The 25,782-nt window shown below is 69.1% G+C and carries 23 protein-coding genes; 11 read left to right on the top strand and 12 right to left on the bottom strand.

What is annotated here, in order from left to right:
- Positions 1 to 13: 13 nt before the first annotated feature.
- From def to cydD, 4 genes are all read right to left on the bottom strand, one after another.
- Positions 14 to 574, bottom strand: a complete 561-nt coding sequence (gene def / locus CTJ15_RS14410) for a peptide deformylase (RefSeq protein WP_075822288.1) — start codon at positions 572 to 574, stop codon at positions 14 to 16.
- Positions 575 to 777: 203 nt separating this feature from the next.
- Positions 778 to 3,003, bottom strand: coding sequence for a TonB-dependent siderophore receptor (locus CTJ15_RS14405; protein WP_058390247.1), 2,226 nt, complete (start codon positions 3,001 to 3,003; stop codon positions 778 to 780).
- 297 nt (positions 3,004 to 3,300) lie between these two features.
- On the bottom strand, positions 3,301 to 5,049 hold the full coding sequence (locus CTJ15_RS14400) for an ATP-binding cassette domain-containing protein (protein ID WP_226946142.1): 1,749 nt from the start codon (positions 5,047 to 5,049) through the stop codon (positions 3,301 to 3,303).
- A gap of 7 nt (positions 5,050 to 5,056) precedes the next feature.
- Positions 5,057 to 6,736 carry a thiol reductant ABC exporter subunit CydD gene (gene cydD / locus CTJ15_RS14395; protein WP_058390245.1) on the bottom strand — a complete coding sequence of 560 codons (1,680 nt, stop codon included), beginning with the start codon at positions 6,734 to 6,736 and terminating at the stop codon, positions 5,057 to 5,059.
- Positions 6,737 to 6,896: 160 nt separating this feature from the next.
- On the opposite strand from cydD, the gene CTJ15_RS14390 reads away from it, so the two are divergent.
- From CTJ15_RS14390 to CTJ15_RS14375, 4 genes are all read left to right on the top strand, one after another.
- Positions 6,897 to 8,465: a cytochrome ubiquinol oxidase subunit I gene (locus tag CTJ15_RS14390; protein ID WP_058390244.1), complete on the top strand. Its 1,569-nt coding sequence runs from the start codon at positions 6,897 to 6,899 to the stop codon at positions 8,463 to 8,465.
- A 13-nt stretch (positions 8,466 to 8,478) separates the two neighbouring features.
- On the top strand, positions 8,479 to 9,627 hold the full coding sequence (gene cydB / locus CTJ15_RS14385; RefSeq protein ID WP_019461855.1) for a cytochrome d ubiquinol oxidase subunit II: 1,149 nt from the start codon (positions 8,479 to 8,481) through the stop codon (positions 9,625 to 9,627).
- Between the two features lie 12 nt (positions 9,628 to 9,639).
- Positions 9,640 to 9,759, top strand: coding sequence for a cytochrome bd-I oxidase subunit CydX (gene cydX, locus CTJ15_RS14380; protein WP_019461854.1), 120 nt, complete (start codon positions 9,640 to 9,642; stop codon positions 9,757 to 9,759).
- Between the two features lie 104 nt (positions 9,760 to 9,863).
- Positions 9,864 to 10,661 (top strand): Crp/Fnr family transcriptional regulator, encoded by a 798-nt coding sequence (locus tag CTJ15_RS14375; RefSeq protein ID WP_019461853.1) that lies wholly within the window; start codon positions 9,864 to 9,866, stop codon positions 10,659 to 10,661.
- Between the two features lie 20 nt (positions 10,662 to 10,681).
- Here CTJ15_RS14375 and CTJ15_RS14370 read toward each other — a convergent pair whose 3' ends face one another.
- Complete coding sequence (locus CTJ15_RS14370; protein WP_019461852.1) at positions 10,682 to 11,230, bottom strand: hemerythrin domain-containing protein; 549 nt, start codon at positions 11,228 to 11,230, stop codon at positions 10,682 to 10,684.
- Positions 11,231 to 11,438: 208 nt separating this feature from the next.
- Here CTJ15_RS14370 and hemN point away from each other — a divergent pair, with 208 nt between their 5' ends.
- Both hemN and CTJ15_RS14360 read left to right on the top strand, forming a co-directional pair.
- A complete protein-coding gene (hemN, locus tag CTJ15_RS14365) occupies positions 11,439 to 12,836 on the top strand; it encodes an oxygen-independent coproporphyrinogen III oxidase (protein ID WP_079253369.1) in 1,398 nt (465 codons plus the stop codon).
- A gap of 81 nt (positions 12,837 to 12,917) precedes the next feature.
- A complete protein-coding gene (locus tag CTJ15_RS14360) occupies positions 12,918 to 13,574 on the top strand; it encodes an OmpW family protein (RefSeq protein WP_019461850.1) in 657 nt (218 codons plus the stop codon).
- A 354-nt stretch (positions 13,575 to 13,928) separates the two neighbouring features.
- Here CTJ15_RS14360 and CTJ15_RS25330 read toward each other — a convergent pair whose 3' ends face one another.
- From CTJ15_RS25330 to CTJ15_RS14335, 5 genes are all read right to left on the bottom strand, one after another.
- On the bottom strand, positions 13,929 to 14,405 hold the full coding sequence (locus CTJ15_RS25330; protein ID WP_226946161.1) for a type II toxin-antitoxin system RelE/ParE family toxin: 477 nt from the start codon (positions 14,403 to 14,405) through the stop codon (positions 13,929 to 13,931).
- A 5-nt stretch (positions 14,406 to 14,410) separates the two neighbouring features.
- Positions 14,411 to 16,858, bottom strand: coding sequence for a class I SAM-dependent DNA methyltransferase (locus CTJ15_RS14350; protein ID WP_076970349.1), 2,448 nt, complete (start codon positions 16,856 to 16,858; stop codon positions 14,411 to 14,413).
- Positions 16,858 to 17,778, bottom strand: coding sequence for an IS1595 family transposase (locus CTJ15_RS14345; protein ID WP_076970353.1), 921 nt, complete (start codon positions 17,776 to 17,778; stop codon positions 16,858 to 16,860). Before CTJ15_RS14345 ends, CTJ15_RS14350 begins: the two co-directional genes overlap by 1 nt.
- A 201-nt stretch (positions 17,779 to 17,979) precedes the next feature.
- The gene (locus CTJ15_RS14340) at positions 17,980 to 18,924 is read right to left on the bottom strand and encodes a lactate dehydrogenase (protein ID WP_019461849.1); all 945 of its coding nucleotides are present in this window, start codon (positions 18,922 to 18,924) and stop codon (positions 17,980 to 17,982) included.
- Between the two features lies 1 nt (position 18,925).
- Positions 18,926 to 20,407 carry a DASS family sodium-coupled anion symporter gene (locus CTJ15_RS14335; protein ID WP_019461848.1) on the bottom strand — a complete coding sequence of 494 codons (1,482 nt, stop codon included), beginning with the start codon at positions 20,405 to 20,407 and terminating at the stop codon, positions 18,926 to 18,928.
- A 379-nt stretch (positions 20,408 to 20,786) separates the two neighbouring features.
- Between CTJ15_RS14335 and CTJ15_RS14330 the strand changes: the two genes are divergently transcribed.
- The 3 genes from CTJ15_RS14330 to CTJ15_RS14320 all read left to right on the top strand — a co-directional run bounded on the left by CTJ15_RS14330 (position 20,787) and on the right by CTJ15_RS14320 (position 23,338).
- Positions 20,787 to 22,211 (top strand): M20 family metallopeptidase, encoded by a 1,425-nt coding sequence (locus CTJ15_RS14330; protein ID WP_076970350.1) that lies wholly within the window; start codon positions 20,787 to 20,789, stop codon positions 22,209 to 22,211.
- 120 nt (positions 22,212 to 22,331) lie between these two features.
- On the top strand, positions 22,332 to 22,613 hold the full coding sequence (locus CTJ15_RS14325; RefSeq protein ID WP_019461846.1) for a PGPGW domain-containing protein: 282 nt from the start codon (positions 22,332 to 22,334) through the stop codon (positions 22,611 to 22,613).
- Complete coding sequence (locus tag CTJ15_RS14320; protein ID WP_058389088.1) at positions 22,613 to 23,338, top strand: 3-keto-5-aminohexanoate cleavage protein; 726 nt, start codon at positions 22,613 to 22,615, stop codon at positions 23,336 to 23,338. Before CTJ15_RS14325 ends, CTJ15_RS14320 begins: the two co-directional genes overlap by 1 nt.
- A 36-nt stretch (positions 23,339 to 23,374) precedes the next feature.
- On the opposite strand, the gene CTJ15_RS14315 is transcribed toward CTJ15_RS14320, so the two are convergent.
- Positions 23,375 to 23,794: a secondary thiamine-phosphate synthase enzyme YjbQ gene (locus CTJ15_RS14315; RefSeq protein ID WP_019461844.1), complete on the bottom strand. Its 420-nt coding sequence runs from the start codon at positions 23,792 to 23,794 to the stop codon at positions 23,375 to 23,377.
- A 47-nt stretch (positions 23,795 to 23,841) separates the two neighbouring features.
- On the bottom strand, positions 23,842 to 24,291 hold the full coding sequence (locus CTJ15_RS14310; RefSeq protein ID WP_019461843.1) for a PACE efflux transporter: 450 nt from the start codon (positions 24,289 to 24,291) through the stop codon (positions 23,842 to 23,844).
- A 99-nt stretch (positions 24,292 to 24,390) separates the two neighbouring features.
- Here CTJ15_RS14310 and CTJ15_RS14305 point away from each other — a divergent pair, with 99 nt between their 5' ends.
- Together CTJ15_RS14305 and CTJ15_RS14300 are read left to right on the top strand one after the other, a co-directional pair.
- Complete coding sequence (locus tag CTJ15_RS14305; RefSeq protein WP_058389089.1) at positions 24,391 to 25,287, top strand: LysR family transcriptional regulator; 897 nt, start codon at positions 24,391 to 24,393, stop codon at positions 25,285 to 25,287.
- 127 nt (positions 25,288 to 25,414) lie between these two features.
- On the top strand, positions 25,415 to 25,741 hold the full coding sequence (locus CTJ15_RS14300; protein WP_058389090.1) for a hypothetical protein: 327 nt from the start codon (positions 25,415 to 25,417) through the stop codon (positions 25,739 to 25,741).
- The last annotated feature ends 41 nt before the right edge of the window (positions 25,742 to 25,782 follow it).

The raw sequence follows: 25,782 nt of genomic DNA, 5'->3' as shown, positions 1-25,782 counted from the left end.
CGGCGGGTGGGAACTATCCGCGGGCCGGGGGCGGCGCGGCGCCGGGCTGGTCGGAGAAGCGCGCGATCTCCTCGTTGAAGCCCATCAGGCCGAAATCCGTCATCCGCATCGGGTAGAGGATGCCGTCCAGGTGGTCGTTCTCGTGCTGCACGACGCCGGCATGGAAGCCTTCCACCTCGGCCGAGACGGTGCGGCCATCGCAATCCGTGCCGGTGTAGCGGACGCGCCGGTAGCGGGGCACGGCGGCGCGCAGGCCGGGGATGGAGAGGCAGCCCTCCCACCGCAGGTGCTTCTCCTCGCCGACGGGCTCCACCACCGGGTTGATCAGGACCGTGTTGCCGGCCGCCGTGTCGTCCGGCGCGCCGCTGCTGCGCGACGGCAGGACGCGGAAGACGAAGAGGCGCAGCGGCACATGCACCTGCGGCGCGGCGAGACCCGCACCCGGCGCGTCCTCCATCGTCTCGAACATGTCCCGCACCAGGCGGCGGATCTCCGGCGCGCCCGGGTCGGACACGGGTTCGCAGCGTTCCAGCAGCACGGGATGGCCCATGCGGGCGATCTTCAGGATGGCCATGGCCGGTCTCCCTTCCAGGGGACGGGGCCGGGGCGCCGCCGGCCGGGACATGGCTGTGATGGTCCCGTGTGCCGCCGGATGCAAGGTGGTGCGGAGCCCCGCCGGCCGCGACTGGCCGCCCGGCGCTCGCCACGCCGGACAGGGCGGTGCGGAAGCCGCGGCGGCCGCTCTCCCTTGCGGGGGAAGCGCCGCCGCCGCTCGCCCTACCAGCGGTAGGCGAGCGAGCCCAGGATGGTGCGGCTGTTGCCGTAGAAGCACGAGGACTCGCTGGTGCAGCGGGCGACGTAGCGCTTGTCGGCCACGTTGTTGATGTTCAGCAGCGCCTGGAAGCCCTTCAGGTTCGAGGCGAGCTGCCCGAGGTCATAGCGGGCCGCGAGATCGAACAGCGTCACCGAGGGCACCACCGCCGAGTTGGCGTTGTCCACGGCGGTGTTGCCGACGAAGCGCACGCCCGCGCCCAGGCCCACGCCGCTCATCGCGCCCCGGCCCTCGCCGAAGCTGTAGTCGGCATAGAGCCCGGCGGTGAACTTGGAGACACCGAGCGGCCGGTTGCCGACATTGCTCGCCACCGTGTCGCGGGTGATCTCCGGGTCCAGATAGGTGATCGAGCCGATCAGGTTCAGCCCGTTGCCCAGGCTGGCCACGCCCTCGGCCTCCACGCCGCGCACGCGGATGCGGCCGGTCTGCACCTGGTACAGCACGTTGTCCGGGTCGGTGGTCAGGACCTTGCTCTGGGTGATGTGGAAGGCCGAGACCTGGACGAAGCTGTTCAGCCCGTTCGGCTGGTACTTGATGCCCACCTCGTACTGCTCGCCGGTCGTGGGATCGAAGGTGCCGTTGCCGCGGGCCGGGGAAAAGCTGCCCGCCTGCGGCAGGAAGGAGGTGCTGTAGGAGAAATAGGGCGCGAGGCCGTTCTCGGCGAGGTAGGTGATGCCCGCCCGCCAGGTGGTGTCGGTGTCCTCCTTGCTCTCGCTGGTGAAGCCGTAGGCGCGGTTCTTGGTGTTCGTGTCCACCCAGTCGTGCCGGACCCCCAGCGTCGCCACGAAGCGCCCGTAGCGGATCTGATCCTGGCCATAGAGGCCGTACTGGTCGATGCCCTGCAGCCGGTTCTGGTAGGGGCTGCCCAGGTTCGGGATACCGCTGCCATAGACGGGCGCGTAGAGGTCGAGCGGGCTGGCGGTGGCGAAGGCCGCCACGCTCTTGTAGCTGGTGTGCTGGTAGTCGAAGCCGCCGAGCAGCGTGTGCTGCAGCGGGCCGGTGTCGAAGCGCGCCTGGCCGCGGTTGTCCACCTGGAAGGTGTCGAAGCTGTACTGCTCGTCATAGGCGTAGCGGTTCAGCAGCCGCTCGCTGCCGGCGAGGAGGCCGCCGCCATAGACCTGCTTCCAGTTCACGCCGACATGCGCGTAGCGGGCGTTCTGGGTGAAGGAGAAGACGTCGTTGAAGCGGTGCTCGAACTCGTAGCCGATGCCGTACTGCGTGCGGTCGTACTTGTCGAAGCCGTCCTCGCCCAGGTTCAGGCTGCGCGAGACGCGGCCGAAGGCGCTGCGCTGCACGGTGCCGAGATAGGGCAGGAACTGGGCGCCGATGGTCCTGTCGCGCTGGTAGTAGGGCAGCAGCGTGAAGCGGGTGTCCCCGGTGGGCTTCCAGGTCAGCGCCGGGGCCAGGAAGAGCCGGTCGTTGTCGCTGTTCTGCACGTCCAGGTCGGCCAGCCGCCCGACGCCGGTGAGGGCGTAGCTCCACGTCCCGTCCGCCGTCAGCGGGCCGCTGGTGTTGAAGGCGAGTTGCCGTATGTTCTGCGTGCCGGCGGTCAGCCGCACCTCGCCCCGCGCCGTGTCGGTCGGGTGGCGCTGCACCATGTTGATCAGCCCGCCCGGCGCCATCTGGCCGTAGAGCACGGAGGAGGGGCCGCGCAGGATCTCGTAGCGCTCCAGCCCATAGGTCTCGAAGACACCGGCCGTATAGCCCGGGTTGAAGCGCAGCCCGTTCAGGAACTGGCTGGTGTCGGTCGCCTCGAAGCCGCGGATCTGCACCCAGTCGGCGCGGGAGTCGAAGCCGTACTGCTCCGGCCGGATGCCGGCGGAATAGCGCAGCGCCTCGCCGAGATTCTGCGCCTGCCGCTGGTCGATCGCGTCGCGCGTCACCACCGAGACGGATTGCGGCACCTCCACCAGCGGCGTGTCGGTCTTGCTGCCGGCGAGGTTGCGCGTGGCGACATAACCGTCCACCGGCGCCAGCGGGTTCTGGCTGGCGCCCTGCACGCTCACCGTCGGCAGGACGGTCGTGCCGCTGGCACTGCCATCACCGGCCTGGCTCTGGCCCGTCTGGGCCATCGCAACCGGGGCGCAGACGGCAAGGGCCACCGGGACCAGGGCGGTCGTGCCGAGAAGGCGCAGCAGGGGCCGAAACGCATGTCGGGCGGGATGCGCCATGGGAGAGGTCTCTGATTTTGGGGGGGCGGGCGGAGGGTTCCATCCCGAATTGCGAGCGCCTCTTAGTGGCAGGACAGGCGAAAGGGAAGTTATTCGGCGTGGGACACGCCCGGCCCCCAGATTTCCTGGTGGACCATGGTGGAAATGACACACCATCTGGAGGATTGATGACGGCTGGGACAGGGGCGCGGCAGCAGTCCATCCGGCTGCAAGTCCTGCCTCTGTCACCCCCCTGTGGGTATCGTCCCGTGGGCATCGTCACCTGGCACGCCGGCCAGGACCCATGCCCCGGAGCCGTCAGAGCGGCAGGCCCGGACGCCCTGCCGCAGCCGGAGTTCCGGGGGAGCCGCCGAGCGGGATGATTCTCCGGCACAGGGCCAGCGGGGCTGGCCGGTGCGTGACGATCAGCGCGCCCTGCCCATCCCGGGCGAGGCGGGCCGCCAGCCGCCGCAGGACCAACGCCTCGGTATCCGAGTCCAGCCCCTCGGTGGGCTCGTCCAGCAGCAGCCAGGGCGCCGGCCGCAGCAGCGCACGGGCCAGGCCCAGGCGGCGCCGCTCGCCGCCCGACAGCCGGGCCCCGTTCTCCCCCAGCCAGCCATCGAGCCCGCCGGGAAGCCGCGCCACGCGCTCGTCCAGCCCGGCATCGTGCAGCGCCTGCCAGAGCCGCGCCTCCTCCGCCTCCGGATCGGCAAGCAGCAGGTTGTCCCGCACGCTGCCGGCCAGGAGCGCCGCATCCTGCGGCAGCAGCGAGAAGCAGCGCCGGGCGGTCGCGGCATCCAGCTCCGCCAGATCGACGCCGCCCAGGAAGATCCGGCCCGGCTCCGGGTCGCGCAGGCGCAGCAGGGTCTCCAGCAGCGTGGTCTTGCCGCAGCCGGAGGGACCGGTGATCCCGGCGACGCAGCCGGGGGGCAGCAGCACCAGAGCCTGCCCAGCGAAGCGGATCGAGGGCGGATAGGCCAGGACGCGGCCCGCCGGGGCTTCTTCCCCGGCGGGGGCCAGCATCGCGTCGAGCCGGGCCTCCGCCTCGGCGACGCTGCCCTGGCGTTCCAGCCCGCGGACGAAACCCGCCGCGCCATCGACCACCATCGCCGCGCCCAGCGCCGCCAGGGCCGCCATCGGCAGGTCGCCCACGGGCATGTCGCCGGACCCCGCCAGGGCCAGGGCGGCGACGGCGGCCGTTCCGGTCGCCCCGGCCTGGAGCAGCTCGAACCACCCCGCCCCGGCAGCGGCACGCTGCTGCGCCGCGCCCAGCGCCGCGCCACGTCGGGCGATCCGCTCGGCGGCCCAGTCCTCCAGCCCATGCGCGCGCAGTTCCGTGGCTGCGGCCAGCAGGGTGGCCAGCTCCTCCTTCAGCCCGCCGGCCGCGCGCTGGGCCTCCCGCCCGCGTTCCGCCAGATGCGTGGCCAGCCGCCGCGCGGCGGCGACGGTCAGGCCCAGCACCAGGGCCGCCGCCAGGGCGGGGCCGGTCCCGGCCAACAGCAGCAGCGCCGTGCCGGAAAGCAGCGAGGCCCAGAGCCCCCAGCGCGCGGAACGGCGCACCAGGTCGGCCTCCAGCGCATCCACGTCGCCCACCACGCGCGCCGTGGCCTCTCCGGTGGACAGTGCCAGGGCGGTGGCGGGGGGCGAGGCGGCCAGGGCGCGGAACAGGGCCGGACGCAAGCGCGCCAGGGCACGCAGCGCGGCATCGTGCCCGACCAGCCTTTCGCCATAGCGGCCGCCGGTGCGCAGGATGGCGAGCAGCCGTATGGCGGCGCTGGGCAGCATGTAGTTGAAGCCCTGCGCCACCGCCGGCCCGCCCAGCCCGGCCAGGGCGGCGGCGGTGATGAACCAGCCGGACAGGCCCAGCAGCGTCACCGAGGCGGCTGCGACCAGGGCGGCGAGGAAGCCGGCTAGCAACAGCCGGGGCCGCTGGCGCCGGCATTCCGCGCCAAGGATCGCGCGGAGCGGGCTGCCCGCGATGGGCGGGACTGGCGTTGGGGCGGGGGGTGCGGCCCTGGGGGCCGGTACGGCGGCATCGCCTGGCGGCAGGGCGTGGAGCTTGGTCATGGCGGGCTCAGCTCAGGCGCAGGACGCGGTCGGCGACGGCCGCCAGGCGCCCGGAATGGGTGGCGATCAGGGTGGTGCGGCCGCCCTTTGCGGTGGCGCGCCGGATGGTCTCGATCAGCGCCGCCTCCGAGGCAGCGTCGAGATGCGCGGTGGGCTCGTCCAGCAGCAGCACCGGTGCCGGCTTCAGCAGGGCGCGGGCCAGGGCGATGCGCCGCCGCTCGCCGCCGGAAAGGCCACTGCCGCGCTCGTCCAGCCGCGCCGCCGGCCCGCCCTCGCGCCGGGCCAGCAGCATGCCAAGTCCGGCCTGTTCCGCCGCCGTGGCGATGGCGGGCACCAGTTCCGGCACCGGCACGCCGGGGCGCGACAGGGCGATGTTTTCGGCCAGGCTGCCCGGCACGATCAGCGGCGCCTGCCCCATCCAGGCCACCGAGGGTGCGAAGGAGCCCGCCTCCGACAAAGCGAGCCCGTCCACCAGCACCTCCCCCTCGCTCAGCGGCGCCAGGCCCAGCAGCAGGTTCAGCACCGTGCTCTTGCCCGCGCCGCTCGGCCCGAGCAGCGCCACCGTCTCGCCGGGGGCGATGTCCAGGCTGAAGCCGGACAGGGCCGGCCGGTCCTCGCCGGGATAACGGACCGTGACATCCCGGAAGCGGATCGCCGGAGCCTGGCGCAGCGGCGCGGCCTGGGCGGCCGGGGCCTTCGCCATGGCCTCCAGCGCCGAAAGCCGGTCGGCGGCGACCTCGGCGGCCTGCTTCTCGTGATAGGCGGCGGCAAGGCGGCGCATCGGGGCGTAGAATTCCGGCGCCAGGGCCAGGACGAAGAAGGCTTCCGCCAGGGTCAGCGTTCCCGGCACCTTCACCGGCAGCAGGCCGAGCAGGTTGAAGCCCGCATAGACCGCGACCAGCGCCACCGAGAGGGCGGCAAAGAACTCCAGCGCGCCGGAGGACAGGAAGGCGACGCGCAGCACGCCCACGGTGCGGCGGCGCAGCTCCTCGGCGGCGGTGCCGAGGCGCGTGGCCTCGCGCTCCTCCGCGCCGAAGGCCAGTAGCACCGGCAGCGCCCGCACCCGGTCGGCGAAGAGCTCCGACAGGCGCGACAGGGCGGAGAACTGCTGCCGCTGCGCATCCGCCGCGGCGCCGCCGGCCAGGGCCAGGGCGAGGATGAAGGGCGGCAGGGTGAGCAGGAGGATGCCCGCGCTGACCGGGCTGGCCCAGGCGGCGGCGAGCAGGACCAGGAAGGGCACCAGCGCCGCCGCGTGGCGCGCGGGCAGGAAGCGGGCGAGGTAGCCGTCCAGCGTCTCCACCTCGTCCACCGCCGCGTTCAGCAGGGCGCCGCTGGCCGGGCGCTCTCCGGCGGGGATGGCGAGGCTCGCCACCACGACGCGCCGCCGCAGAGCCGTCTTGGCCCGCCGCGCCGCCCGCGCCCCGGCCTGCAGCGAGAGCCGGGCGAGCAGCCCGCGCCCCAGCGCCGCGCCAAGGCCCAGCAGCAGCCAGGGCGCGGCGGCGGCGAGGCCACGCGGCAGCGACACCAGCCCGCCCGCCAGCGCGGCGGCGAAGCCGATGGCGGCAAGGCCGTCGAGGCAGAGGAGCAAGGCGGCGAGGGCGTTCCAGCGGCCGCCTTCGCGGCTGGCGGCGCGGAGCCAGGCGCGGCGGCGGGTGGCGCTCTGCCTGTCGGGGGCGGGGTGCGGCATGGCGGCGGTCTCGCATGGCGCCGCTCGCGGAGCCTTGATCAAGGTCAAGGCGGGTATGCCCCGCACCGGCCTAGGGAGCCGCATGAGGCGAACCGTGCCGCCCCTTGCGGCTCCTGGCGGAGTCCGGGCCGGGCGCGGCGCCCAAACGGCGGAGCAAGCCATGGATCCGGGTGTCGTCGACCTATCACGACTGCAGTTCGCGCTGACCGCGCTGTACCACTTCCTCTTCGTGCCCCTGACGCTGGGCCTCTCCTTCATGCTGGTCATCATGGAGAGCGTCTACGTGATGACCGGGCGCCCCATCTGGCGCACCATCACGCAGTTCTGGGGCACGATCTTCGGCATCAACTTCGTGCTCGGCGTCGCCACCGGGCTGACGATGGAGTTCCAGTTCGGCACGAACTGGTCCTACTTCTCGCACTACGTGGGCGACATCTTCGGCGCCCCGCTGGCGATCGAGGGGCTGATGGCCTTCTTCCTGGAGGCCACCTTCGTCGGGCTGATGTTCTTCGGCTGGGACCGGCTGAGCCGGATCGGGCATCTCTTCGTCACCTTCATGGTGGCGCTGGGCACCAACCTCTCGGCGCTGTGGATCCTGATCGCCAACGGCTGGATGCAGAACCCGGTCGGCGCGGCCTTCAACCCGGAGACCATGCGCATGGAGGTCGTGGACTTCATGTCCGTGCTCCTCAACCCGATCGCGCAGGCCAAGTTCGTCCACACCGTTTCCGCCGGCTATGTCATTGCCTCGGTGGCGGTGCTGGGCATCTCCGCCTTCTACCTGCTGCGCAACCGGCATGCCGGATTCGCGCGGCGCTCCATGGCGGTGGCGGCGGCCTTCGGCCTCGCCTCCTCGCTCTCGGTCGTGGTGCTGGGCGACGAGTCCGGCTACGCGCTCACCGACAACCAGAAGATGAAGCTGGCCGCCATCGAGGCCGCCTGGCACACCGAGGCATCGCCCGCCGGGCTCACCCTCTTCGGCATGCCGAACTTCGCCGAGCGCCGCACCGACTATTCCGTGCAGATCCCCTGGGTGCTGGGGCTGATCGCCACCCGCAGCCTGGACAAGCAGGTGACGGGCATGTCGGAGCTGGTGCTGCTGGCGCAGGAGCGCATCGCCTCCGGCCAGATCGCCTATGGCGCCGTGCAGGTGCTGAAGCAGGATCCGAAGGACGCCGCGGCCCGCGCGGTCTTCGCCCAGCACGGGCGTGACCTGGGCTACGGGCTGCTGCTGAAGCGCTATGTGGACGACCCCCGCCAGGCGACGCCAGCGCAGGTCGAACAGGCGGCCTGGGACACCGTGCCGAGCGTGCCGCTGATGTTCTGGAGCTTCCGCATCATGGCCGGGATCGGCTTCGCCATGATCGCGCTCTTCGCCACGGCCTTCGTGCTCTGCTCGATGCGCCGCTTCGACCAGCGCTGGTTCCTCCGGCTCTGCGTGCTGGCCATCCCGCTGCCCTGGCTGGCGGTGGAACTGGGCTGGATCATCGCCGAGATGGGCCGCCAGCCCTGGGCGATCGAGGGCGTGCTGCCGACCGCGCTCGGCGTCTCCTCGCTTTCCCGCGCCGCGCTCTGGACCACGATCGTGGGCTTCACCCTGCTCTACGGCACCCTGGCGGTGATCGAGGTCAGCCTGATCCTGCGCACCGTCCGCCGCGGACCCTATGCGGGGCATGAGGACCCGCAGCCCCAGCCCGGCACGCTGCCCGCGTCGCCGATGACCGCCTGAAGGAGGACGGGTCATGGAATTTCCCCTCGATTATGCGACCCTGCGGGTGATCTGGTGGGGGCTGATGGGCGTGCTGCTCATCGGCTTCGCCCTCACCGACGGCTGGGACATGGGCGTCGCCGCCATGCTGCCCTTCGTCGCCCGCACGGATGTGGAGCGGCGCATGGTGATCAACACCGTGGGCCCGACCTGGGAAGGCAACCAGGTCTGGTTCATCCTGGGCGGCGGCGCGATCTTCGCCGCCTGGCCCTTCGTCTACGCCGTCAGCTTCTCCGGCTTCTACCTCGCCATGTTCCTGGTGCTGGCGGCGCTGATCCTGCGGCCCGTCGGCTTCAAGTACCGCTCCAAGCGCCCCGGCGCCGCCTGGCGGGAGCGCTGGGACTGGGCGCTGTTCATCGGCGGCTTCGTCCCGGCCCTGGTCTTCGGCGTGGCGGTGGGCAACGTGCTGCGCGGCGTGCCCTTCCGGCTGGATGGCGACCTGCGCGCCTTCTACGACGGCACGCTGCTCGGCCTCTTCACCCCCTTCACCCTGGTCTGTGGCCTGCTCTCGGTGGCGATGGTGGTACTGCACGGCGCCTCCTTCCTGAGCGTCAAGCTGGAGCACGGGCCGGTGCATGACCGGGCCCGCCGCTTCGGCGCCGTGGCGGCGCTGGCCTCGATCCTGCTCTTCGCCATCGGCGGCGCCTTCATCGCCTATGGCGACATGGGCTTCCGCCCGAGCGGCGTGGTGGACCCGGCCGGCTTCTCCAACCCGCTGCGCTCCGGCACCGTCGCCGCGGCCGGCGCCTGGCTGGACAACTACAGCACCTATCCCTGGATGAAGATCGCCCCCGCCCTGGGCTTCGGCGGCGCCGTCCTGGCCCTGCTGGGCATCCTGTGGCGCAAGGAGGTGCCGGCCTTCCTCGGCTCCTCGCTCTCCACGCTGGGCATCATCGGCACGGTGGGCCTGTCGATGTTCCCCTTCATCCTGCCGAGCTCGGTGGACGCCTCCTCCAGCCTGACGGTCTGGAACGCCTCCTCCTCCCACCGGACCCTGTTCATCATGCTGGTGGTGACCGTGATCTTCCTGCCGATCGTGCTGGCCTACACCGCCTGGGTCTACCGGGTGCTCTGGGGCCGGGTGACCAGCCAGGACATCGCCGCCCATCCCCATTTCTACTGAGGACGAAGATCCATGTGGTATTTCGCCTGGGTGCTGGGCCTCGGCCTGGCCGTTACCTTCGGGGTGCTGAACGGCATGTGGCTGGAGTTCCACCTGCCGCCTGACGAGAGCGACATCCATCCGGCCCACTGAGGCTCTGGATCCCCGGGATGGGGCGGGGGCGGCCGGCAAGGCCGCCTTCCGCTGCCTCCGCCCCCTTCCGCCGGCCCCCCCAGCCCCCGGGGAGCCGGTATGGGGTGACCGCCCGGGCGCCATGCGCTCCCGGCAGGGCCTTCCTTTTCACAAGCCCTTCCGGCCCCGCTATACTGCCGCGGTCCAGCCGGGGGGCTTGCGCCATTCACCGTCCATGTGCCGATTGCCAGGTCCGTGACCAGTCGCTCTGCGGTTCCCTGAGCGACGAGGAACTGCGCAGCCTCAATGCCATCGGCCGCCACCGGAAGCTGGAGCGGGGCCAGACCCTGCTCTGGGCGGGGGACGAGGCGCTGCTCTGCGCCAACCTGCTGTCCGGCGTGCTCAAGCTCAGCGCGGCGACGGCGGATGGGCGGGAACAGATCGTCGGCCTGCTCTACCCGGCGGATTTCGTGGGCCGCCCCTTCGCCGAATCCGCCGAGCACACGATCACCGCCCTGACCGATGCGCAGCTCTGCGTCTTTCCCCGGAAGCCCTTCGAGGAGACGCTGGAGGAGCATGTCCGGATGGAGCGCCTGCTGCTCCGCCGCACCCTGGCCGCGCTGGACGACGCCCGCAACCGGATGCTTCTGCTCGGCCGCAAGACGGCGGAGGAGAAGGTGGCGAGCTTCCTTCTCGACATGTCGGTGCATCTGGCCCCCGGGGAGGAGCGGGGCGGGCGGGCGGTCACCTTCGACCTGCCGCTGACCCGGGCACAGATCGCCGACGTGCTGGGCCTGACCATCGAGACGGTCAGCCGCCAGATGACCCGGCTGAAGCGCGCCGGCCTGATCGACCTGCCCGCCGGCCGCCTCGTCACCATCCGCGACCGCGATGCGCTGGAGGAACGCGCCGAGGCCGCCTGAGTCCCGCCGGCCCCGGACCGTCAGGCCTGCGGATCGGCCTCCAGGCTGGCCGAGAGGATGGCCACCGTGGCGGGCGAGAGGCGCGCGCGCGCCAGGGTCAGGATGGCCAGTTCCTCGAAGGCCAGGGCGCGGCGGTAGCCGTCGAAGAAGCAGCGCAGCATATAGCCCAGCGCCTCGGCATCCCCGGCCAGCGCCCCGGGGACGGCGGCATCGAGTTGCCCGCCCAGGTCCCTTGCATGCAGCTCGTCCAGCGCGTGCTGCCCCCTGATCCGGCCGAGGACGCAGCGCCGCAGCGCCGTGCCGTCCGCCCCGGGAAAGAGCATGGCCAGCAGGGCCTGCTCCTGCTGCTGGTGGCGTGGCACGAGGATGCGCAGCTCGCGGCTCACGGCCTGCTTCTCCTCCATCTCCGGGAGATGCGGCAGCCGGTCCGCGATCCGTTCCAGCCGGTCGCAGAGCTGTCGCAGCGAGGCATGGTCCACGGCCAGGGCGCGGATGCGCTGGTCCAGGCTCCCTTGCCAGCGCTCGCAGAGCCGGAAGAGCTGCGCCCCTGGCTGTGTCGTCTCCACCATCTTCGGCCCTCCTGCCGGGCCGGTCATAGGGGCGGCGGCGGCGGCCGGCATTGACACCAATCAAGGCCACGACCCGATCGGCCATGCTCCGCATCTCGTGACCTGGAGTGCCATCCCCGGGGCGCCATGGCTCCGGGGCATGACGGTCCGGGGCTTCCCTTGCGCTGGATCAAGGCGCGCCGGCGTGCCCGGGCGCATGAGGCGCGCCATGGACGGCTTCATCGACATGGCCCAGCACCTGACCCAGGATCATTCCCAGGACCGCGCGCTGCTCGCGCTCGCGGAGGCAAGGGTGCCCCGCTACACCAGCTATCCCACCGCCGCGCAGTTCGGGGCGCTGGAGGAAGCCCGCTACCGCGACTGGCTCCGCCAGGGCGTGCGGCCGGGCGACACGCTGTCGCTCTACGTGCACGTGCCCTTCTGCCGGGAGCTCTGCTGGTACTGCGCCTGCCACACGAAGCCGACCCGTTCGGCAGCGCGCATCCGCGCCTATACCGAGGCGCTTCTGGCCGAGGTCGCGCTGCTGGCGGAGTCGCTGCCGCCACATGCCGGCGTGTCGCACCTGCATCTGGGGGGCGGCACCCCCTCGATCCTGGGCGCGGAGGGGCTGGGCGCCCTGCTGGCGGCGCTGCGGGAGCGATTCCATATCCGTGACGATGCGGAGCTGGCGATCGAGCTCGACCCGCGCCTGCTGGACGAAGCGCTGGCCGGCGCCCTGGCCGGGATAGGCTTCAACCGGGCAAGCCTGGGCGTTCAGGACATCGCGCCGGAGGTCCAGTCCAGGATCGGGCGGCCGCAGCCGGCGGAACAGGTCGCGCGCGCGATGAAGTGGCTGCGCGCCGCGGGGATCGGCGGCATCAACCTGGACCTGATGTACGGGCTGCCGGGGCAGACCATCGCGCATGTGGAGGCCAGCGCCCGCTTCGCCGCCTGGCTCCGCGCCGACCGGGTCGCGGTCTTCGGCTACGCGCATGTGCCCTGGATGCGGCCGCACCAGCAGGCGATCGACGCCACGCTGCTGCCCGGCGTGGTCGCGCGGCTGGGGCAGGCGGAACGTGCCGAGGCGGTGCTGCGGCGGATGGGCTACGAGGCGCTGGGCCTGGACCACTTCGCCCTGCCCGGGGACCCTCTCACGCAGGCGGCACGGGAGGGCAGCCTGCGCCGCAACTTCCAGGGCTACACCACCGACCGCGCGCCGGTGCTGCTGGGCCTCGGCCCTTCCGCGATCGGCAGCCTGCCGGGTGGCCATGCGCAGAACGAGACGGATGAGCGCCGCTACCGCGAGCAGGTCCTGGCCGGCCACCTGCCGGTCGTGCGCGGCGTGGCGGCGACGCGGGAGGACAGGCAGCGCGCCGCGCTGATCGAGCGCCTGATGTGCGACTTCGCCCTCGACATCGACGCGCAGGCGGAGTCGGAGCCGGGGATGCGCGCCATCCTCGACGAAGGGCTGGAGCGGATGCTGCCGCTCTGCTGCAGCGGCCTCGTGCGGCGGGAGGGTGCGCGGCTGGAGGTGCTGCCCGCCGGGCGGCGCTTCGTGCGGCAGGTCGCGGCCTGCTTCGACGCCTATCTCGCGCCCGGTGCGAAGCGGCATTCCGCCGCGGTGTGATCCAGATCAAGGAATGCCGCGCCGCCCCCGCCTATGAACACACTCATGCGGTGACTGCGCCGCTTCGATGCGAGAGAGACGATGAACAAGACCTTTCGGATGGTTTCGGCCGTGGCGATGGCGGCGGGCCTGATGGCCACGCCGGCCCTGGCGCAGCAGGAGCCGGTGCGCGGCAAGCAGGCCGGCGACCTGGTCCTGGGCTTCGGCGCCATCGGCGTCCTGCCGGAGAAGGGCGGCCATGTGGACGCGATCGGCGGCAAGCCGGATGCGAGCAACAGTGCCTCGCCGCAGCTCGATCTGAGCTACTTCTTCACGCCCTATTTCTCGGTGAACGCGATCGCCGCGACCACCCGGCACGACCTGTCCGTGCGCGGCTCCGCCATCGGCGGCCTGGATCTTGGCCATGCCTGGATCCTGCCGCCGACCGTCACGGCGCAGTTCCACCCGCTGCCGGCTTCCCGCTTCAGCCCCTATATCGGCGTCGGCGTGAACTACTCGGTCTTCTACGGCGAGGGCGGCAGCCTCAGCGCGCCGGTGAACAAGGTGGTGGTGAAGAATGCCTGGGGCTGGGCGCTGAACGCCGGCATCGACTACGAACTCAGCCCGCGCTGGGTGATCAACGTCGATGCGAAGAAGCTGTTCCTCGATCCCCGCGTCTCGGTGAACAGTGGCGCCATCATGGCCCGCGCGGACCTCGACCCCTGGATCGTCGGCGCCGGCATCCGCTACCGCTTCTGACCGCCACGCCGCGGTTCGCTCCTGGCCTGCCGGCAAGACGTCCCTGCGTGGCGCCGGTGGCCGGCCCCCGGGGGAGAGGCGCTGCCTCTCGCCCCGGAACCCCCACTCCGCCAGGACGCTGCGCGCCCTGGACCCCCTGTGCTGGCGTCCGTGGTGACCGCCGCCCTGTGGCCCGGTCCCGGGGGCCGGGTGGACAGGCTGGGCTCCGGAAACGCGTGGAACACCCTGACCGCGCCGGAGGGCATGGCCCTCCGGCGCGATCCGGCGTCAGAAAGCGGCAGCGAGCGGGAGGTCCAGGGTCAAGCCCATACGTTTGGCGATTATGCACTTCACAACACCAACCAGAATGGATAGCTACTGCCTGGATCGTCTGCGGGGCGTTGCGTTGCGGCGCGGTTCTGGTGGATTCTGCCCCTCCGACGATCTCTGCACTTCGGGCGAAGTCTCTCCCCCTGGCTTCGGGGCTGCTGCGGCGCCGAGCGCACGGCGCATGATGTCGTCGAACTCTTCTTCTTTCATTCTCATCTCAGTATCGGCAGGAGCATTAGTTTTGGGCATCTTATAGATATCCTTCCTATTGCCGATATCGAGTACAATGACTTCTGATGGGTCCTCTCTAACGATGTACAGTATCCGATAGTCTCCCGATCTCTCTCGGTAGATTGGCTCACCAAGGTGCGTTTCCACACCCCGCAGCTTCTTAACTCCAGGCGGAAAGGGGTTTGTGTGTAGTGCTCTCGCCTTCTTTATGATCTGCCGTCGGAACTTGTGCGGAACCGTCTCCAGGAAGTCCAGAGCACTCGATGCGAACCCAAACCCTACCAGCGGCACCGCCGTCACTCGGCTTCAAGCGCGGCTAGTCTGGCCTCAAGCTCATCGCCATAGACCACCTTCACCTTGCCAGCCTGAAGGCTGTCCAGACGCTTTCGGGCGATCTCCCTGTCACGATCGTCGGCAGCCTCTTCCAATGCAACCTCCTCAATCCGAGCGGCTGACGCGAGATGGTCTCGGACCAACATGATCGCATCCTCTGACTTTGTCAGAGGAAACCAAGCGATCCTCCTGGGTGTGATCTGGGCGCCATAGCTAAACCGCCAAATCTCACGTCGGATTGCGGCGGACGCCAAGTAGAGCATTTCTGGCTCAACGCCGGGCTTGGGAACGAGGATGTAGCAGTGGTCGCTTACCCCGCAGGGCCATTCTTGCACATGAGCCTCCCCAATGCTCCCGGTTCCAGGCACCGTTACAAAAGGAGGCTCTAAGAGTTGGTTAAAGTCAAAGAACCCATACGCACCGTTGTCCGCCCCGCTCGATGAAATAACCAGTGAATCTCCTGGTAGTAAATTCTCCTTGTTATGCAACTCCCGTTGCCCACCGTAGATGTCGAAACTTGCCCCGATGGTCCCCGGCGCAGTTTCAACCTCTATCGCCTTCTTGCGAATGGTCCTAACTGACTTGGTCGACAGTTCACCGCTGGCGATCTTGTCAAGCATGTTCTGAAGTTCACGAGCGTGTCTGACCACAAAGGCCGATCTGGACCCAGTCAGATATCTGATGTCCTCGCGAACCTCTTCGATGTTCAGCGGAGAAGTAGGGATATAGTTAGGCGCGGCCGGGTGCCAAAGCGGTTCACTCTGGTCAAGAGCGGACCAGCCGCAAAGCCGCGAAATGGATTTCCCTTCTTTAAAGGCATCCAAGACGATCGGCAGTTGGTCCCCGCTTCGCGGCACACGGACGTTTTTCTTGATTCGGAAACCGTCATTTTGCACCCGAGCAAAAAAGACCTTGCGACCTTGCGGGTGCGGGGTGCCCTTTTCAATAATAAGGACAGCTGTAAAAGCGGAGGCAAAAGGCATAAACAGTTCGTCAGGCAAAACCACGACGCCGAGAAGCGTGTTCTTCTGCAGGATCTCATCGCGCCAGTCTTGCTTGTCGCGCTTTACGAGAAGCGACTGCGGCACAATGGATGCCAGAATTCCTTTATGCCGCAGCCCTTCTAGTCCACGGGCGATAAAATCCTCAGGCGGAGTATCAGTGGCCTTGTGAGGGAACGGCGGGTTCATGAGCACTATCGATGCCCATCCAGCCTGAAACTGCTTCGAGGTAAAACAACTTCCCTGATTCACCTTCGTGGAGCCATCGCCCCTGAGAATCATATTGGCGACGCACAGGGCCGCTGTGGTGGGCTCGTCCTCAAAGCCCAACAGATGCTCCTTGATGATTTCAACGATCTGCGCCCGGGACAACTTGCTTCGGCGCTGAACGCGGTTCATGGCCGCGATCAAGAATCCGCCCGTTCCACACGCAGGGTCTAAGACGTTGTCCTCACGCTCGACGTTCGTAATCTCGGCCATAAATGCAGCCAAGTGTCTCGGTGTGAAAATCTGTCCGATCGTGTTTCCGCCAACATAGGTGAAGAACGTCTCGTAAAGCTGGCCGAGGTAATCAGTTTCGGCATTAAGGACGGTCACATTCAGCTTCTCAAGTATGCTTGCAATGCGGACAGCACTGTTCGCCAGCGCCATATTTGCAGTTGGAACGTTGAGACTGGCTGCAATCTTGGGCTTCTTGGCAACCCAAAATGCCTCTTGGGCCGCGCTATTAATGTCACTAAGAATGTATTCAGGGTCGCGCCGGATCTTGCCCTTTGACTTCCACAGAGCCAGCATAATTGCGCCGACGACCGCCGGCCTATGCGCGTCAGTAATGTTCGCTTCTCGAAGCAGGCGATTGATTTCGTCCGCCTTTGCGGCCAGCACTTCGGGAGGGGGAACGGATGGCCGCAGTTCCGTCAGGCCCCCGGTCGCACGAAGGTGGCCTAGATCTGCGCGGTTAGGAATCCAGTTGATCGGATTCCCCTCGTAAGTGACCGCTGCCCATTTATTACGAACCGCTTTGAATACCCTCAGATCGAAGGCGTCGCCGGATGTGCCGGCGAGGGCTATCGCCAGAGGTTCATAGCCAGCCTCAAGACACCATGCCCCATACTTATTTGTGACTTCGTCGACAGCCTTCGGCAGTTCGGCTCTAAGCGCCTTTACCTCGATCACGGCCAGGGGCTGCAGATTTTCGTCAACAAGGAGAGCTTCTGGAAGCCCATCGCCCCCGCCGGACGACTTGCTTCTTCCCTTAAAAATCTCAAGAAGATGAGGATAATCTTTATACTCTTGCTGCCGCAGAAGATCTCCTTTGGGTGGGCGTAGTGCCCCCCAACCCTGGACAGTTAGGAGTTCGGTCAGCAGATGCTCCGCTCGGACCTCTGCGACTCGTATCGCACGGCCCATCAGACCGCACTCTTTGGGCGATGCATCATGAGGCGCTTACCTTCGATGCCACGAATACCTGTGTTCGTCCGCTGTCCGTCTGTGACGGTGCGGGTATTATATTTAAAGTCCAGCTCTGCGACGTAAAGGTGAAGGTGCTTGCGGCTGACCTGATGGTGGGTTCCATCGATACTGCGCTTAGTATTACCGAAGAATCCCTTAACAGTGTTGGTAGTCACCACGCGCCCACTCTCTTCGTCACGACGAACATATTCTTCCTTTGAATGGTTAAAAGTCTCGTGGGAAGCAAAGTCTTTGCCAGCCTTTTTATACAGCGCCGATTCGTCCGTGTTCAGATGAGCGTTTGCTTCAACATGCTCATGCAGCAGTGCACCCATGGTCTTTTGGCTGACGTTCTCGACAACAGTGGAGCGGACGCTGCCCCCCTTCTCGACTAGGGACACCACTGCGGTCTTGTTTTTCGTGTAGCCTTGCCCTTTTCCGCGCGCCCGGCCGCCGACGTAGGTCTCGTCGGCTTCCACTTCGCCAGACAGCTTGGGGACGGCGCCGACCTCTTTCAGAGCGAAGCGGATCCGGTGACAGAGGAACAGGGCCGTCCGATACGAGCCAATCTCTAGCTGCCGCTGCAGCTGCAGCGCGGAGACTTGGGTCTTGCTCGCGCACATCATGTAGAAAGCGACCAGCCACTTATGCAGCGGCACATGCGAGTCTTCCATGACGGTTCCGACCGTCACAGTGAAGGTGTCCCGGCACTCACCGCACTTGTAGAGGCCGACGCGAACGCGAGCCTTCGCATTCGGCGTGACTGAATAGATGCGATCCGCTTGAGCGTTGCCGCAGTGCGGGCAGACCGGCCCATTCGGCCAACGCGCGCGCTCAAAATACGCGCGCGCCGCCTCCTCGGTCGAAAACCGGCGCATGATTTCGAGAAGAGTCAGGTCGCCTGCGCTTGCCATGCACGCAACCTAGCAGTTCGGTTGGTGTCGTCAAGTGCATAATCGCCATACGTTTGACCAGGTTCCTGGCGGATGGGGGGTATCAGGGGGGGGGCGAGGCGCTGCCTCGACGCCGTAGGCTAGGCAGGGCCTTTCCCCCTGGGCGTGAAGCGCGGTGCGGGACGATCAGCCGGCGGCGGCCAGCCCGTGCCGGATGGCGTCGTGCAGGACCCCGGCGCTGTGGCGGAGCTCCTGGTTCTCCCGCGCATCCAGTGGCGGCAGCAGCGGCGCCGAGGCCCCCTGCGCGCCCAGGACATGCGGCAGCGAGATGCAGGTCTCCGGCACGCCCAGAACCTCGTCCATGAAGGTCGAGACGCTGAACAGCACATGCTCGTCGTTCAGCAGCGCGCGGGTGAGGCGCGCGATGCAGCCGCCGATGCCGAAATTCGACACACCCTTGCCTTCCTTGATGCGGTAGGCGGAGGTGCGGACCTCCTGCGCGATGGTGGCCTGCACCTCGGGCGGGATGGGGTGGCCCAGCTTCTCGGCGAAAAGCGTCAGCGGCATTCCGGCCACATGCGCGCCGCTCCAGTGCAGAACCTCGGAATCGCCGTGCTCGCCCAGGACATTGGCATGGACGGAGCCGGGCGAGACGCCGAGATGCTGCGCCAGCCGGTCGCGGAAGCGGGCGGAATCCAGCGCGCAGCCGGTGCCGATGGCACGGCCCTTCGGCACGCCGAAGCGCCGCACCGCGATGGCGGGCATCACGTCCACCGGGTTGGTGGCGAAGAGCAGCACCGTCTCCGGTGCCACCCTCAGGACCCGCTCCAGCACCGCCGAGACGACATGCACATTGGCGGCAAGCAGGTCCAGCCGCGTCTGCCCCGGCTTCAGGCTGGTGCCGGCGGTGATCACCACCACCTGCGCCCCGGCGAGGTCGGCATAGTCCCCCGCGCGGATCTGCGCCGTGCCGCCGAAGGCGGCGGCATGGGCGATGTCCTGTGCCTCGGAGCGAGCGCGGGCCTGGTCGAGATCGACCAGCACGATCTCCCGCACCCCGGGCGTGATGGCGAGGAGGTAGCCCGCCGCGGCGCCGACCAGCCCTGCGCCGATGATCCCGACCTTGCGCATCCTACAGCACTCCCATCATCGGCCAGAGGGTGACGGACAGCAGCCAGATCAGCGCGAGCCCCACCACGGTCATCACCACGCCGACCTTGGCGAACTGGATCGTGCTGAAGGCGCCGGTGCCGTAGCAGAGCATGTTCTGCGGCGCGTTGGTCGGCAGGATGAAGCCGAAGGACACGACGAAGCTCTGGATCAGCACGATGCCGAAGGCCGCCTGCGGGCCGAAGGGCAGGGTCTGGGTGAAGGCGATCATGATCGGGATCAGCGTGCTGGCCAGCCCGGTCGCCGAGGCGAAGCCCAGGTGCAGCACGACGGAGAAGACCGAGAGCGCCAGCACCACATTGGCCACGGCCATGCCGCCCAGGCCGAGCTGCCCGAGCGTGACCCCCGCCAGCCAGGCGGCGGCGCCGGTGCGGGACAGCAGGATGCCCAGCGAGATGCCCGCCGCGAAGAGCACCACCGTGCCCCAGGGCACCAGCTTCTCCGCCTGCGACCAGTTCATCACGCCGATGCGCGGCATCAGCAGCAGGGCGATGCCGAGCTGCGTGGTGGTGGTGGTGTCGAGGGGATGCAGCCAGCCCTCGGTGGACCAGAGGACGAGCAGCAGCAGCGCCACCAGCATCAGCCGCTTCTCGGCGGGGCTCACCGGGCCCAGCTCGTCCAGCTCCGCCTGCAGCCGCCGCTGCGCCTCGCCAGCCTCGGGCACCTGCGGCCGGAGGATCAGCAGCGCCACGACAAACATCGTCACGCACATGCCGAGGGTGAAGGGCAGGGCGGTGATGAACCACTGGCCCCAGGAGATGTTCACCCCGAAGCTGCCCTGCATGAAGCTCAGGCTGATCAGGTTCTGCGCCGCGCCGGTCTTGATGCCCATGTTGAAGACCGAGCAGATCATGGCGGTGACGATCATCAGCGTGGCGCCCAGGCTGCTCGCCACCGGCAGGCCAAGCGCGGTGACGATGCCCACCATGATCGGGATCACCGCGCCGACGCGGGCGGTGGCGGAGGGGATGAACAGCGCCAGCACGAAGCCCACGATCATCGCGCCGATGATCAGCCGCGCAGGCGAGATGCCGACCTTCGACATGACGAGCAGCGCGACGCGGCGGTCGAGGCCGGTGAGCTTCAGCGCCACCGCCAGGAACAGCGCGCCCGCCACCAGCAGCACGGCGGAGGACGAGTATCCGGTCAGCATCACCGCGAGGGCGCTGGAGGAGGTCATGGGCGCGCCGCCCTCGGTCAGCGGATGCCCCATCAGCCCCAGCACGGCCATGCCGGTCAGCACGATGGCACTCGCGGCGGGCGAGACGCATTCGCTGATCCAGAGGATGATCACCAGCGCCAGCAGCCCGAGCGCCACCTGCCCGGAGGCGGTGAGGCCGGCGGGCGTCGGCAGCATCAGGATGGCGCCATAGACGATCAGTGCGAAGGCAAGAAAGGCGAGTTTGCGGTTCGAGGTCGGTTCTGCCGGCGATGAGAGAAGCATGAAAGACTCCCGGTCTTGTTCAGCCAGGGCCATGCTGACCCCGTGGCGGGATTGGTCAACATGACTTCGGAAGTTCTCCATGGCCGTGAAGCATATTTACCATGCGGTATGGGTATTACTGACGCTCTTCCTGTGGACAACTGATTTTTGTGGCGTTTTTTTGATCCTGCGCAAAGACGCGGTGTGCCTGCCTCGCGACACTGCTCCATTTTCGCGCCGCCACCGCTCGTTCGGGGCCTTGGCCGCCGCCCCTCGGGACAAGCTGCCACCGCCTGGCTTCCCCCTCTTCTCCCGGCGGCGCGAAGGGCGCAGATTGCGCCCTCTTCGAACGCAACGCCGGGGCCCCGCAACCCCGGGTTCATGGAATGGTGGCAGGCTCATGCAGAACGGCGAGGACATCTGGCGGCTGGTCGAGGCGAAGCGCGAGGAATTCGCCGAGCTGAGCGACCGCGTCTGGGGCACGCCCGAGCTGAACTATGCCGAGCAGCGCTCCGCCGCCGCCCATGCCGGGATGCTGGAGCGGCAGGGCTTCCGCATCACGAAGGGTGTCGCGGGCATCCCGACCGCGGTGATGGGCGAGGCGGGCGAGGGCGGGCCGGTGATCGCCATCCTGGGCGAGTACGACGCGCTGCCCGGGCTGAGCCAGGAGGCCGGCCTGGCCGAGCCGCGCCCGGTCGAGGGCCAGGAAGGCAAGGGCCATGGCTGCGGCCACAACCTGCTGGGCGCCGCCTCGCTCCTCGCCGCCACGGCGGTGAAGGACTGGCTGGCGGAGAACGGCATCAGGGGCCGCGTGCGCTACTACGGCTGCCCGGCCGAGGAAGGCGGTTCCGCCAAGGGCTTCATGGTGCGCGAGGGCGCCTTCGACGACGTGGACATCGCCATCTGCTGGCACCCGGCGCCGTTTTCCGGGGTGACCAAGCCGGTCTCGCTGGCCTGCATGGAGATGGACTTCACCTTCACCGGCCGCTCCTCCCACGCCGCCGCCGCGCCGGAACTCGGCCGCTCGGCGCTCGACGCGGTGGAGCTGATGAATGTCGGCGTGAACTACATGCGCGAGCACATGCCGGACGGCGCGCGCGTGCACTACGCGCTCCAGGACGCCGGCGGCATCGCGCCGAACGTGGTGCAGGGCAGGGCGCGCGTGCGCTACCTCGTGCGCGGCAAGACCTTGCCGGAGATGCAGGCCCTGGTCGCCCGCGTGAAGAAGATCGCCGAGGGCGCCGCGCTGATGACCGAGACCACGGTCTCGCACCAGGTGCTGAGCGCCGACGCGAACCTCGTCGGCAACACGCCGCTGGAACAGGCGATGAACGCCAATTACGAGCGCCTCGGCCCGCCGCGCTTCGACGAGGCGGACAAGGCCTTCGCGCGCGAGATCCAGAAGACCCTGACCGCGGAGGAGATCGACGCCACCTACCGCCGCGCCGGCATTCCGCCGATCCCCGGCGAGGCGCTGTGCGAGCGCATCGTGCCGCTCGATGCGCCGGAGCCCAAGAGCTTCGGCTCCACCGATGTGGGCACGGTGAGCTGGGTGGTGCCGACGGTGCAGGCACGCGGCGCCACCTATGCCGTGGGCACGCCGGGGCATTCCTGGCAGCTCACCGCCCAGGGCAAGACCCCGGCGGCGCATAAGGGCCTGGAGCATGTGGCCAAGGTCATGGCCGGCACCGCCCTGGATGCGCTGCGCGACCCCGGGCTGATCGAGAAGGCCAAGGCCGACCACCGGGCCCGGCTGGCGGAAACACCCTTCGTCAACCCGATCCCCGACGACGTGCAGCCGCCGCTGTCCATGGCCGGCCACTGAGCCGCCCTTTGGCGGCGGGGCAGTGCCCCGCCGCCATTGCAGGATGGCGCTTCGGCACCAACTGGGCTGCCTCGGAGCGCCCGGAAGGCGGGTGGCCCCGTGCGGATCAGGAGGCGAGACATGGTGGTTCTGCGGCCGAGCGCGGCGCGCAAGGCGACGGGATGGAGCCTTCTCGGCCTGGGCGTCCTGGGCTGCGTCCTGCCTTTCCTGCAGGGCTTCCTGTTCCTGGCGCTGGGCCTCTTCGTGCTGCGCGACCAGCACGGCTGGGCGGCGCGGGGCTGGGACAGGCTGGCCGGGCGCTGGCCCGGTGCCGTGGGAAAGGTGGAGGAGCTGGAAGGGCGGATGAGCCGGCGCCTCGCAGGCTGGAAGCAGCGGGCCGGACGCCTGCTGGGGCGCGGCTGATGCGGGTCCAGGCCTGCCTGAACGGGGCCCGCCCGGCCTGCTTCCATCCTGGCCTGCCGCTCAGCGAGGCGGAGGTGGCCCGCGATGCCGCCGCCTGCGCCGAGGCGGGGGCCGTGGCGCTGCACCTGCATCCGCGCAACGCCCGGCTGGTGGAGAGCCTGGCCCCCGAGGTCATCCGCGGCGCGGTGATGGCGGCGCGGCTGTCCGGCCTGCCGGTCTCGGTCTCCACCGGCGGCTGGATCATGGGCGACGATGCCCGCCGGCGCGCCATGATCGCCTCCTGGGCGCTGCTGGGCGAGGGCCGTCCCGAGGAGGCTTCCATCAACCTTTCCGAACCCGACGCCCCGGCGGTGATCGATGCCCTGCATGCCTCGGGCATCGGGGTGGAGGCGGGGCTGGCCTCGGTCCAGGACGCGGAGCGCTTCCTGGCGCTGGACCGGGGCTGCCGGCGGGTGCTGGTCGAGGTCCCGGACCTGCCGCCGGACCAGGCCGTGCCGCTGGCGAAAGCCATCCTGGGCCGGCTGGACGCCGCGGGGCATGGGGCGGAGCGCCAGTTGCACGGTGAAGGACGTTCCGTCTGGCCCTGCTTCGACCTCGCCGCCGAGCTGGGGCTGATGGCCCGGCTGGGCCTGGAGGACGGGACGGATCTGCCGGACGGGCGGCGGGCCGACGGCAATGTGGCGCTGATCCGGGCCGGGTTGGCCCGCGCCGCCCGGCGGGCGTGACACCGGCCCCGGACCATCGCCGCCGGCGGCCGGGGCTCACTCCCCGATCAGGTGCAGCACCATCTCCCGCCGGTGCGGCGCCGCGCGGTGCTCGAACAGGTAGATCCCCTGCCAGGTGCCCAGGACCGGCCGCCCATCGGCGACCGGCACGGAAAGCTGGGTCTGCGTCAGCGCGGCGCGCAGATGCGCCGGCATGTCGTCGGGCCCCTCGTCGTCATGCCGGTACAGGCCCCGCGCCTCGGGCGCGATCCGCCGGAAGAAGGCCTCCAGGTCTTCCCGCGCATCGGGCGAGGCATTCTCCTGCACCAGCAGCGAAGCGGAGGTGTGCCGGCACCAGAGGGTGAGAAGCCCGGTCCCGATCCCCTGGCCCGCCACCCAGCGGCGGATGGCGGCGGTGATCTCGACCAGCCCGGCGCCGGGGGTCTCGACCAGGAGCGTATGGAGGGCCTGCCGCATGTCACCGGCCTTGGAGGACTGGAGCGGATCGCCCCGGGAGAAGAGGATCAGGCCCGGGCCGGCTGGCCCGTTGCCTGCGCCCGCCGCTCCGGGATCGGGAAGATGCGGTCATAGGCGAGATTGAAGACGAAGGCATAGGCCACATAGAAGCCCGCGATCGCGATATCCATGACGAAGGCCTCCACCAGGCTGATCCCGAGATACCAGGCGATGGCCGGCAGCAGCGCCACCAGCAGCCCGGCCTCGAACAGGATGGCGTGCAGGACGCGCAGCGGCAGCGTCTTCTCCACCCGGCCCCGCAGGGCCAGCATCGCCCGGTCGAAACCCAGGTTGTAGAGATAGTTCCAGAGCGCGGCCGCGAAGACGCTGCCGACGCCGATGACCCCCATCTTCTCGACCGACAGGCCGAAGAGCCACGAGCCCAGCGGCAGGACCAGGGCGAGGCCGACAATCTCGAACAGGATGGTGTGACGGATGCGATCCGCTGTGCTGCGCATGGAGGACCCTTTGTGCGACTGGCGTTGTTGCGGGGTTTCTATCGCCTTTCCTGCCATGGAAAAGTTGGCTGCCATCGTTCTGGACGATAGGTTGAAGCCATGAGTGTTTCCCTCGACCAGCTCCAGGCCTTCGTGGCCGCCGCCGAGACCGGCTCCTTCTCCGCCGCCGCCCGGAAGCTGCGCCGGGCGCAGTCGGTGGTCAGCACCCATGTCGCCAATCTGGAAGCAGATCTCGGGCTGGAACTCTTCCGCCGAGAGGGCCGCAACCCGAGCCTGACCCGTGCCGGGCAGCGGCTGCTGCAGGAGGCGCGGGTGGTGCTGGAGCGTCGGGAGCACCTGATCGGCGTGGCGCGCAGCCTGGAGGAAGCGGTGGAGGACCGGCTGGTCCTGGCCATCGACGAACTCTATCCGGAAAACGCGCTCGGCAGCCTCTTCGCCGACTTCGCCCGGCATTTCCCTTCCGTGGAGCTGGAGATCCTGTTCTCGCTGATGGAGGATGTCAGCCAGCTCGTGCAGGAGGGAAAGGCCGATCTCGGCATCCAGTGGCGGCCGGAGGTGCTGCCGACCGAGCTGGGCTTCCACACGCTGGGCTGGGTGCCGCTGAAGCTGGTCTGCGGCCGCGACCACCCGCTGGCCAAGGAGCGGGTGGAATGGGAGGAGCTGAAGCGCCACCGCCAGATCATGCTCGCCACCCGCAGCGAGAGCCGGGAGAAGAGCCGCCTCCGCGTTGCTGCCGAGGTCTGGTGGGTGGAAAGCCACTGGGTGATCCTGGAATTCGTGAAGCACGGCATCGGCTGGGCCTTCGCCTCCGACCACGTGATCGTCGCCTCCCCGGCGGCGCCGGACCTCGTCACGCCGGAGCTCCAGTTCGATCGCGGCGACTGGCCCGTGGCGCTGGAGATGGTCTGGCACAAGCAGCGCCCCTCCGGCCCCGCCGCCGCCTGGCTGCGGCAAAGGCTGGCGGCGGAACGCATCGGGGCGCGGGCCCCAGCCTGAACGGCTTCCGGCCGCCGGGCGGCCCGGACGGGATCGCCGCCTGCGCGGGAGGCGCAGCCATCCGGCCGCCGGCACGTTTCCCCGCCGGGCGGAGCTCATCGGGCCGCCGGATGCAGGGAGATGCGGGATGGCAACGGGACGTGGCGGCAAGGACGCCTATACGGACAAGCAGAAGCGCCAAGCCGAACATATCGAGGAGAGCTACGAGCACCGCGGCGTACCGGAGAAGGAGGCCGAGGCGCGGGCCTGGGCCACGGTGAACAAGCAGGATGGCGGCGGCAAGAAGAGCGGTTCGGGGCGTGGCCACGCCGTCTCGCATGAACCGTCGCACAAGGGCGGCCATCTGGGCGGCGAAGCCTCGGCCTCCCGCCCGGCCAGCGAGCGCTCCGCCTCCGCGAAGAAGGCCGCGGAAACCCGGCGCCGGAACGCGGAGCACGGGACGCAGCATCACTGAGCAGCACCACTGGACTGGCACGGCAGGTCCGGCCAGACCCT

Origin of the sequence: Roseomonas sp. FDAARGOS_362, from assembly GCF_002754815.1 — a bacterium.
Lineage (GTDB): Bacteria > Pseudomonadota > Alphaproteobacteria > Acetobacterales > Acetobacteraceae > Roseomonas > Roseomonas mucosa.
The sequence above is the reverse complement of the archived record's forward strand: the minus strand, read 5'-3'. Positions and strand labels throughout refer to the sequence as shown.